This is a genomic window from Paraburkholderia podalyriae, from assembly GCF_014397785.1.
GTDB classification, from domain to species: Bacteria; Pseudomonadota; Gammaproteobacteria; order Burkholderiales; family Burkholderiaceae; genus Paraburkholderia; species Paraburkholderia podalyriae.
The window spans coordinates 1-9,772 of record NZ_VZQQ01000119.1 but is presented as its reverse complement, the minus strand read 5'-3'; the positions used below and the strand labels follow the sequence as shown (position 1 = coordinate 9,772).

8 protein-coding genes and 1 pseudogene are annotated in these 9,772 nt (G+C 62.3%); 7 read left to right on the top strand and 2 right to left on the bottom strand.

Annotated elements, in window-relative coordinates; genetic code table 11:
• Positions 1 to 284, bottom strand: a pseudogene (locus F6X42_RS40675) (hypothetical protein); the annotation flags it as partial.
• 258 nt (positions 285 to 542) lie between these two features.
• Positions 543 to 1,304 carry a YoaK family protein gene (locus F6X42_RS40670; protein WP_187639443.1) on the bottom strand — a complete coding sequence of 254 codons (762 nt, stop codon included), beginning with the start codon at positions 1,302 to 1,304 and terminating at the stop codon, positions 543 to 545.
• A 587-nt stretch (positions 1,305 to 1,891) separates the two neighbouring features.
• On the opposite strand from F6X42_RS40670, the gene F6X42_RS40665 reads away from it, so the two are divergent.
• From F6X42_RS40665 to F6X42_RS40635, 7 genes are all read left to right on the top strand, one after another.
• Positions 1,892 to 2,719, top strand: coding sequence for a fused MFS/spermidine synthase (locus F6X42_RS40665; protein ID WP_187639442.1), 828 nt, complete (start codon positions 1,892 to 1,894; stop codon positions 2,717 to 2,719).
• Between the two features lie 20 nt (positions 2,720 to 2,739).
• Positions 2,740 to 4,749 carry a hydrogenase 4 subunit B gene (hyfB, locus tag F6X42_RS40660; RefSeq protein ID WP_187639441.1) on the top strand — a complete coding sequence of 670 codons (2,010 nt, stop codon included), beginning with the start codon at positions 2,740 to 2,742 and terminating at the stop codon, positions 4,747 to 4,749.
• Positions 4,746 to 5,696 carry a respiratory chain complex I subunit 1 family protein gene (locus F6X42_RS40655; RefSeq protein ID WP_187639440.1) on the top strand — a complete coding sequence of 317 codons (951 nt, stop codon included), beginning with the start codon at positions 4,746 to 4,748 and terminating at the stop codon, positions 5,694 to 5,696. Before hyfB ends, F6X42_RS40655 begins: the two co-directional genes overlap by 4 nt.
• Positions 5,697 to 6,356, top strand: a complete 660-nt coding sequence (locus F6X42_RS40650; protein ID WP_187639439.1) for a formate hydrogenlyase — start codon at positions 5,697 to 5,699, stop codon at positions 6,354 to 6,356.
• The gene (locus tag F6X42_RS40645; protein ID WP_187639438.1) at positions 6,349 to 7,809 is read left to right on the top strand and encodes a hydrogenase 4 subunit F; all 1,461 of its coding nucleotides are present in this window, start codon (positions 6,349 to 6,351) and stop codon (positions 7,807 to 7,809) included. Before F6X42_RS40650 ends, F6X42_RS40645 begins: the two co-directional genes overlap by 8 nt.
• A gap of 3 nt (positions 7,810 to 7,812) precedes the next feature.
• The gene (locus F6X42_RS40640; RefSeq protein WP_187639437.1) at positions 7,813 to 9,375 is read left to right on the top strand and encodes a hydrogenase large subunit; all 1,563 of its coding nucleotides are present in this window, start codon (positions 7,813 to 7,815) and stop codon (positions 9,373 to 9,375) included.
• Positions 9,375 to 9,772: NADH-quinone oxidoreductase subunit B family protein (locus F6X42_RS40635; RefSeq protein ID WP_187639436.1), on the top strand; the 398-nt coding region annotated here is incomplete at its 3' end. The genes F6X42_RS40640 and F6X42_RS40635, both read left to right, overlap by 1 nt.

The following is a 9,772-nucleotide window of genomic DNA, read 5'->3' as shown; positions in this document are numbered from 1 at the left end:
CCGGACAGCGAGGTCGCGTCCTGGACGTGGCGAGCCGATTGCTTCTGATAGACGAAGATGACGTTCACCCCGCACGCTTCCAGGCGGTCACAGATATCAGAAAACCGGTACAGCATCTGGAATCCGCGTTCACCCGCCTTGCCCACGCCGATGACGATCAGTCCGCGACGACCCATTACGTCCCTCAGATACCGGTACGTGTAGTCGTGGGACAGCAGCGGAACACTTGCATCAATCACATCGACCTCCCTGCCTCGCCCGGGCCTTCGCCCCGTCTCGCGCATGCCCGGCCAGCAACGTGATTAACAGGATTCTTGCCTGTAACCACCATGTTATTACCATAACAGCATAAATCAATGATAATTATATTATCATGTTTTTACACTACTCACCCGAAGGATCCGGCCGGCCGGTGTGCCGGTTCTCCAATGCGCAGGTGCGTGACCTGAAGGGTGGTTGCGCCGCAGCAAGTCGAGTGACTCCGGATTGACGGCGCATGCCGGGTCCGAATGGTCGTCTGCCGTGTGGTTTGTGCCCGCTGCCTAACGATCAAGCCGGTAGACCTGCGCGCGCAGGTCATCGATGAGAGGAACAATGGCCAGCACAATCAGCACGCCCGCGAGAGGCACCGTCGAGGCGTAGCCAATATGCTTGAATCCCATCGCCCCCGTGACGCCACCGACGAAGAACATGACCAGCATCGTTCCGTGCACTTTCAGCCGCGTCCGGTTCGCCAGCACAAACGGCTCCGCGGGGTCGACGCTGGAGGAATTCCAGTAGAACAGTTTCCCAAGCTCGATGCCGATATCCGTCACGATGCCGGTCATGTGGGTGGTACGGATTTCCGCGCCCGACAGCTTGGTGATCATTGCGTTCTGCAGCCCCATGATGAAGCACAGCAGCACGACCGTCGCCGGCACGAACAGGGTCTCCCACATCGCCAGATGGCCGCCGAGCAATCCGAAGCACAGGAGCAGAAGCGCCTCGATCAGCAACGGCGACGCGTACTGACTGTTCAGCCGCCGGCGCCGCCCCCAATTGACGAGCATCGCGGAACTGGCAGCGCCGAACATGAACGAAATCAGCGATCCGGCGCCCGCCAGAACCAGCGAGAGGTCGCCCAGTGCAGTCTGGTCGGCAATTGCCGATATCACGCCGCTCATATGGGACGTGTATTGCTTCACCGCCAGGAAGCCGCCGGCGTTGGTTGCGCCAGCCACGAACGCGAGCGAGAAGCCGAGCTGCCTGTCGGCCCCGGAACTGCGGTCCTTTCCGGTCAGCGCCCGAAAATAGTGTGCTGGCATCAGGTATCAACCCGTGTGTTCGTCAGTCCAGGTGCGCCTGGACAAAAGCCGGCACCGGCGCAGCAGGTGGGATTTTGAATTTCCACACGCAGGGTGAAATCCTGCATCCTTGGTAACCCCGGGCGAACACGGCACGTTCTTCGCGCACGCTGGCGGATCATCGCGTATGGAATCAGATCAACAAAGCTGCTAGGATGATAACGCAATTATCATTAACTGGTAACTTGATGCTCCTGGCGAAGCCTCCACGGGGCCAGTAACAGGCAGGAAAGCCTCTATTGTGTTCGCAGCGGCAACGACCCAGGGGCGACGTGGTTCGTAGCGGCAAGAGAACGAAGTCCGGCAACTGGCGGGATGCCGGCCCTACGGGCGCGCCGTATTGGGGAGAAGTGCCATGACGTTTGACGACTTTCTTCAAGGGCTCGCGCACGCGCTGTCGTGTTTGAAAAGTGCCAGGACGTGGGTGCCGCGCCCGCATTCACGCCCGCATCCCACGGCCTTATCCATTAAGGTTGACGTGACAACCCAGTCGCCGTGTGACCGCGTTTCGTGGCAACTCATCTGCGCAGTTTCAGGAGAACATTGACTTGTCGGCCGATCACAATCAGTTCAGGCAGGCCCTGGCGGAGCGGTGGGGAAAGGCGTATGGAAAACCAGTAGTACACGAGGGGCGGAGCACGCGGTCGCTGTGTTTCGATGCCTGCGGAATACAAAGCTCAATGCGCAGGCGTGATCCGTTCGAACTGGATCTGTCGTACACGCGGGCCATGATGTCGTTCCAGCTCTTTCACCCCCACCCCAGGGACATCCTGATCGTGGGTCTGGGCGGAGGATCACTGTCGAAATACTGCTTCCGCAAGTTTCCGTCGGCACGGGTAACCACGGTGGAAATCGACGAGCGAGTGATCTCACTACGCGAGTGGTTTTACATTCCGCCTGATTCGGAACGATTCCGGATCGTGCACGCCGACGCCGCCGAATATCTCCCGGACAGAACTGGCATCGCGGATGTAATCCTGCTCGACGGTTTTAACGCCTCTGGTCTGCCTGCCAGCCTGTCGAGCCAGCACTTTTACGACTGCTGCCATGCTGCGCTGCGTGAAGAAGGCGTGCTGGTTGCCAACCTGCTCAACAACGACTCGCAGCTACCCACCCACCTCGACCGGATACGCCGTGCGTGCGACGGAAAACTGTTCCGCACCATGGCGCAACGCGAAGGCAACACGATTGCCATCGGCGTCAGACAGGCGATCGTACCCGGATGGCAGGACCTCTATGTCCGCGCCGAAGCCATCACGAAATCGATGGGGCTTGACCTGTGCCGGTATGTCAAAAAAATGGAACGTCACCACCGGGTAGAACCGGTTTCGGGATACCCTTCGTCCGCCACACTGGCCGTTGAACAAGACATCTGACGGCACTGGAGACAACGCCGATGGCACATTTGCTGGTCGTCCATTACGTGCTGCTGGTCGTCGCGGGCTGGCTGGTCGTTGGAATGCTTGGGCTTGTCGCCCTTCGTCGGACCCGCGTGGTGGCGCATGGCCTGTTCCCAGTGGGTGCTGTGTTCGGCCTGTTCCTGTCCGGACTGGGCCTGACTGGCGTGTTCGCGGGCCCGCAGGAAGCCGTCCTGCCGCTCGGGTTGCCGGGCCTGCCGTTTCATCTGCGGCTTGACGGCCTGTCAGCCTATTTCCTCTCTGTCCTCGGCGTGGTGAGCACGGGGGTAAGCGCGTTCTCCGCCGGCTATTTCCGCAAGGGTGAGGGCACGCCTCCCGGACTCATCTGCTTCGAGTATCACGTGTGCCTCGCGAGCATGGCGGTGCTGCTGCTCGCAGACGATGCCTATTGCTTTATGGTCGCGTGGGAGACGATGACACTGTCGGCCACCTTCCTGGTCATGACCAATCACCGCATTGCGGAGATTCGCCGGGCCGCCTGGCTCTACTTCCTGATCTCCCACGTCGGCGCGCTGGCGCTCCTGCTGTGCTTCGGCCTGCTGCAGGCCAATACCGGCGACTATACGTTCGCCAGCATGCGTCAGCAGCATCTGGACGTGGTCTGGGCATCCATTGCGTTCCTGCTGGCGCTGTTCGGTTTCGGCACGAAGGCCGGCATCTTTCCGCTGCATGTCTGGTTGCCGGAAGCGCACCCGGCGGCACCCTCACCGGTATCGGCCCTCATGAGCGGCTTCGTCCTGAAAGCCGGCCTGTACGGCGTGCTGCGCACGGTGTTCGACCTGCTGCACGTGCAGATTGCCTGGTGGGGCGTGCTCATGCTGATGCTCGGGCTCTTTACCGCCCTGTTCGGGGTCGTGTTCAGCGCCATCCAGACGGACATGAAGCGGCTGCTCGCGTATTCATCAATCGACAACATCGGCCTGATGTTCGTCAGCATGGGACTGGCGATCCTGTTTCGCGCGTACGGCATGAACGCGCTGGCGGCGTTGTCCTTGACGGCGCTGCTCTACCAGATCGCCAGCCACGCCACATTCAAGAGCCTGCTTTTCCTCGGAACGGGTTCGGTACTGCATGCGACGGGAGAACGCAATCTCGGGCGCCTGGGCGGCCTGATCCGCTTCATGCCGTGGACCGCATGGGCGGCTCTCGTGGGCGCGCTGACCAGTGCAGGCCTGCCGCCCTTGAGCGGCTTTGTCTCCGAATGGCTGCTGCTGCAAAGCTTCCTGTTCACGCCGGGCTTGCCGGACCCATTCCTGAATATGGTGGTGCCGCTCGTCGCCGCCCTGATAGCGCTGGTAGCCGCGCTCGCGGGCTACACGATGGTCAAGTTTTTCGGCATCGTCTTTCTTGGCCAGCCTCGCGAGACAAAGCTTCGCGAAGCACGCGACGCGAGCCCGTGGGAGCGGGCCGGGTTCGTGTGGCTGGCAGCGATATGCGTGCTGCTCGGTCTGTTGCCGGTGCAGTTTGTGGTCGTTCTGGATCGCGTCACGCAGTTGCTGGTGGGGGCAGGCATCGGACCCGCGGTGGCACGGCATGGCTGGCTGCTGCTCGCACCCATCAGCGTCGAGCGGGCCAGCTACATGCCAGCGGTTTTCCTGCTGTTCTTCTTCGCCTGTTGCGGGCTCGCGTGGCTGCTGGTCCGCCGCCTCTATCACGGGCGTCTGCGGCGAGCCGCGCCATGGGCCTGTGGCTATCCGTTCGTCAACGCGCGCATGCAGGACACCGCCGAAGGGTTCGGGCAGCCGATTCGCGAGATCTTCGCGCCCCTGTTCAGCATCGAGCGGCAGCTTCCCTCTCCTCTCGACAAAAAACCCCAGTACAGCGTTGTCGTGACGGATCGTACGTGGAGCCTGATCTATCGGCCGCTGGAGCGGCTGGTCAGGCGCGTCACCGCACTGGCCGGGCTACTGCAAACCGGCCGCATCGCCGTCTATCTGATGCATAGCTTTCTCGTGCTGATCGTGCTGCTGATGCTGGTGAGACGATGATCACACTCTCCGGATTGCTCTCGCAGGGACTTGAAATCCTGCTCGCGCTGGCCGCTGCGCCTTTGCTGACGGGTTGGGTCAACATGTGCCGTGCCCGGTTGCAGAACCGCCGCGCGCCGAGCATCTGGCAGCCTTACCGGATGCTTCACAAGCTGTTCAACAAGGAGTCGGTCGTCGCCGCTCATGCGAGCCCCGTGTTCCGCGGAGCGCCCTATGTCGTCTGGGCGTGCATGACGCTTGCCTGCGCGATCGTGCCGACGCTTTCCACCGACCTGCCGCTGTCGCCTGCCGCCGATGCGATCGCCCTGGTGGGCCTCTTCGCGCTGGCCCGCGTGGTGATTTCGCTGGCCGCGATGGACATCGGTACCGCATTCGGCACACTGGGCGCGCGCCGCGAAATGCTGGTGGGCTTCCTCGCGGAGCCCGCCTTGCTGATGGTGCTCTTTTCGGCGTCACTGATTACGCAATCCACCTTGCTGACCCGCATCGTCGCGACGCTCAGCCATCGCGAGCTGGCGATCTACCCGAGCCTCGCATTCGCGGGAATCGCGTTCACGATGGTGTCGCTCGCCGAGAACGCGCGCCTGCCGGTCGACAACCCCACCACGCACCTTGAACTGACGATGATTCACGAGGCGCTGATCCTCGAGTATTCCGGGCGGCATCTCGCGCTGATGGAGTGGGCCGCCAGTCTCAAGCTGTTCGCGTATTCCTGCATCGGCCTCGCGCTGTTCATCCCGTGGGGGATTGCCGAAGCCGGCAATCCGCTGGCGCTGCTGCTCGCGATACCGGCGCTGTTCGTCAAGCTGCTGGTGGGTGGCGCGGCGCTCGCGGTCGTCGAGACGGGCAACGCGAAGATGCGCATTTTCCGTGTGCCGGAGTTTCTCGCAACCGCGTTCCTGCTGGCCGTCATCGGGATGCTCGTCCACTTCCTGCTGGGGGCGTGAATGCACGGCTACGCGACGCAGATCATCAACTTGCTGGCCGCCATCCTGCTGCTGCTGTCGTTTGCCATGCTCAGCCAGCGCCGGATGATCTCCCTGATCCACCTCTACACCCTGCAAGGCATGACACTCGTGTCAGCCAATCTGATCCTCGGATTCGTCACAACCGACGCCCACCTCTATGTCTCCGCCGCACTCACCCTGGTGCTCAAGGTCGGGCTGATTCCCTGGATTCTTTACAGGCTGGTGCGGCGGCTCAACGTGAAAGCGGACGTCGAGCCGCTGCTCAATATCCCGGCGACCCTGCTGGTGGGCATCGTGCTCGTGATCGTCGCGTTCAATGTGGCGTCGCCGATCAGCCAGCTCGCCTCGTCGGTCGCGCGCGGCACGCTCGGCATCGCGCTCGCCTGCGTGCTGCTGTCGTTCATGATGATGATCACGCGCGCGAAAGCGATCCCTCAGGTGATCGGCTTCCTGTCGATGGAGAACGGGCTCTTCTTCGCCGCGGCGGCGGCGACGAACGGCATGCCGATGATCGTCGAACTCGGTATCGGGCTCGACGTGCTGGTGGGCATCCTGATCCTTGGCGTGTTCATGTTCCAGATCCGCGAGCAGTTCGACAGTCTGGACATTCACCACCTCGAAAAACTCAAAGATGACTGAAGCCTGGGTACTGCTGCTGGTTTTCGGCATTCCGCTTCTGGCCGGCGGGTGTCTTGCGCTTGCGGGCCACCACCATGTCGCGCCGGGCCTGAACGTCGGGTTCAGTTTCCTGACCTTTGTCGCGGCCATACTGCTCGCCGCGCAAACCGTGGCGCACGGACCGGCCTTCGCACTGGGCAAGCTTTTTTTCGTCGATCCGCTCAATGTGTTTCTGGTCGCATTGACCGCCTTCGTCGGCTGGACCACCTCGATCTTTTCAAGACCCTACATGCGGATCGAGCGCGATCGCGGCAAGATGACCGGCCCTCGCATGCGCCTGTATCACAGCATGTACCAGCTGTTCATCTTCGCGATGCTGCTCGCGCTGCTCACCAACAACATGGGCATCCTCTGGGTCGCGATGGAAGCCGCCACACTCGCGACGGTATTGCTGGTCAGCGTCTATCGCACGGCGGCAAGCCTCGAAGCCGCGTGGAAGTATTTCATTCTCTGCGGCGTCGGCATCGCGCAGGCGCTATTCGGCACGATCCTGCTCTATCTCGCCGCGAGCCGGCAGCTCGGCGGCGGCGATGCGCTGCTCTGGACCAGTCTGAACGCGGTCAAGGGGAGTCTCGATCCGACCATCATGTCGCTCGCGTTCGTGTTCCTGCTGATCGGCTATGGCACCAAGGTCGGTCTCGTGCCGATGCACAACTGGCTGCCCGACGCGCATGCCGAAGGCCCGACGCCAATTTCGGCCGTACTGTCTGGCCTGCTGCTCAACGTCGCCCTCTATGCTGTGCTGCGATGCAAGGTGCTGGCCGACGGCGCGCTTCAGAATGGTTTGCCGGGGCACCTGCTGGTCGGGTTCGGGCTGATCTCGGTGCTGGTTGCAACCTTTTCGCTATTCCGGCAGAAAGACGTCAAACGGCTCTTTTCGTATTCGTCGATCGAGCACATGGGCTTGATGACCTTCGCTTTCGGTCTTGGCGGCCCCACCGCGACCTTTGCGGGTCTGCTGCACATGACCGTTCATTCGCTCGTCAAGTCGGCCATCTTCTTCACCGTCGGACACGCCGCGCAGAAGGCGGCCACCCAGGCAATCGACGACATCCGGGGATTGCTACGCGTGAGCCCAACCGTTGGGTGGGGCATGATGCTCGGGACACTGGCGATCCTGGGTATGCCGCCATTCGGCGTGTTCGCGAGCGAGTTCCTGATCCTGACGACCGCGATGAGCAAACTGCCGTGGGCGACGCCCTTCCTGTTGTTCGCGCTTGCCGCGGCGTTTGCGGCCATCTTTGTGCGCGTGCAGGGCATGGTGTTCGGCGAGACGACGGCAAAAGCGCTTGAACACCCGCCAGCGTTGCTGCCGGTGTTCGTTCATCTCGGCTTCGGACTGATGCTGGGACTCTACATTCCGCCGTATCTTGCAACGTGGTATCGGCAGGCGGCGGCCATGATCGCGGGGTGAAACATGCATATCGAGGCATTCGGGTTTCCTGATCTGATCCGCCTGTCCGCATTTACCGGCAGGTCGTCAGCTTTTCTGGCGCGAACCGGTTCCGCCACCTGGACCCGCGCCGCCACGACGGTGCGCGAAGCCGGCGGCCGGCTGATCTCCCTGTGGGGCGCCGAAACCGCCGCGGGCGCATTCACGATCTCCGCAGCCTACGCGCTGGAAGACGGCCTCCTGTGGCTTCAGTTGCCGATCGAGACGCGGCAGGACGGCGGCGGCGGATACCCCGATCTGTCGACCATCTTTCCGTGTGCGACGCGTATGCAGCGGGCCGTCCATGATCTGCTTGGGCTGCGCGCCATCGGTGCCGAGGATACGCGGCCGTGGCTGAATCACGGCAACTGGCCCGCCGACTACCACCCGCTGAAGAAGCAGTCCTCCGGGACGGAACGGTTCGAGCCCCGGGAACAGGACTATCCGTTTGTGCAGGTCGCAGGCGACGGTGTACACGAGATCGCCGTTGGGCCAATTCACGCCGGCGTGATCGAGCCGGGACACTTCCGCTTCTCGGTCGTCGGTGAAAAAGTATTGCGGCTCGAAGAGCGGCTGGGCTATGCGCACCGGGGCATCGAGAAGCTGTTCGAACAGACGCCGCTGCTGCTCGGGCATCGTCTGGCGGGACGGATCGCCGGGGACACGACCGTCGCTTTCTCGTGGGCATACTGCATGGCGGTCGAACGGGCGCTGGACGCGCGTATTCCGCCACGCGCGCAGTGGCTGCGTGCGCTGCTGCTCGAGCGCGAGCGCATCGCCAACCATCTGGGCGATCTTGGGGCACTGGGTAACGATGCCGGATTTGCGTACGGCCTCGCGCAATTTTCCCGCCTCAAGGAAGACTGGCTTCGACTGAACGACCGGGTTTTCGGTCACCGCTATCTGATGGACCGCATTGTGCCCGGTGGCCTTGCAACGGACGTCGATGCGCGCCTCGTCGCCGCGATGCTGACGCAGTGCGATCAGGTTGGCGCTCAGGTTCGTGTGATGCAAGGCATTTACGACGATCACTCGGGGCTGCAGGATCGCTTTGCGGGTGCGGGCGTACTCTCCGTGAAGGTGGCTGAGCACTTTGGTGTCTGCGGGCTGCTCGGGCGAGCCAGCGGCCGGAAAATCGATGTGCGCGTCGACCATCCCTATGCGCCCTACCACGAGGTTCAGGTGCAGATGGTCAGCGATGACCGGGGTGACGTGGCGGCCCGGGTCGCTGTCCGCTTCAATGAGATCTACGAGTCCATCCGGCTGATCCGGGCTCTCTTGAACGACCTGCCCGGTGGTGACATTGTCACGCGGATCGGACGCGACAGTTCGCCCTCCCATGGGGTGGGCTGGATCGAAGGCTGGCGCGGCGACGTATTGATCGCTCTCGAGACCGGCGCCAACGGTACCATTTCGCGCTGCCACTGCCATGACCCGTCATGGCATGACTGGCCAGCCCTGGAGCACGCGATCATCGGCAATATCGTTCCTGATTTCCCACTGATCAACAAGTCATTCAATCTGAACTACGCCGGACACGACCTGTAATGTGGCAACTTCTCACACAGATCGCCAGAACCGATGCGCCGACTCAGCGCCTGCCCGAGGGCGATGATGCATGGCGCGCCGAAGGGCAGCGAATCCAGCAGGAAATCCTCGACGTGCTCGGGCGGGCGCTGTGCATTCGCGAGATCGACGCGGGCTCCTGCAACGGCTGCGAACTGGAAATCCATGCGCTCAACAATCCGTACTACAACATCGAAGGTCTGGGTATCAGGTTTGTCGCGAGCCCCCGGCATGCGGACATGCTGCTGGTCACAGGCCCGCTCACGCTGAACATGAAGGAAGCGGTACGGCAAGCGTATGAAGCGACGCCACATCCCAAACTGGTGGTCGCAGTCGGCGAGTGCGCGTGCACGGGTGGCATCTTCAAGGACAGCTATGC

Excerpts from the sequence above, each read along its gene's own strand:
- F6X42_RS40650 (WP_187639439.1), top strand. The coding sequence starts at position 5,697 with ATGCACGGCTACGCGACGCAGATCATCAACTTGCTGGCCGCCATCCTG.
- F6X42_RS40655 (WP_187639440.1), top strand. The coding sequence starts at position 4,746 with ATGATCACACTCTCCGGATTGCTCTCGCAGGGACTTGAAATCCTGCTC.
- hyfB (WP_187639441.1), top strand. The coding sequence starts at position 2,740 with ATGGCACATTTGCTGGTCGTCCATTACGTGCTGCTGGTCGTCGCGGGC.
- F6X42_RS40640 (WP_187639437.1), top strand. The coding sequence starts at position 7,813 with ATGCATATCGAGGCATTCGGGTTTCCTGATCTGATCCGCCTGTCCGCA.
- F6X42_RS40645 (WP_187639438.1), top strand. The coding sequence starts at position 6,349 with ATGACTGAAGCCTGGGTACTGCTGCTGGTTTTCGGCATTCCGCTTCTG.
- F6X42_RS40670 (WP_187639443.1), bottom strand. The coding sequence starts at position 1,304 with ATGCCAGCACACTATTTTCGGGCGCTGACCGGAAAGGACCGCAGTTCC.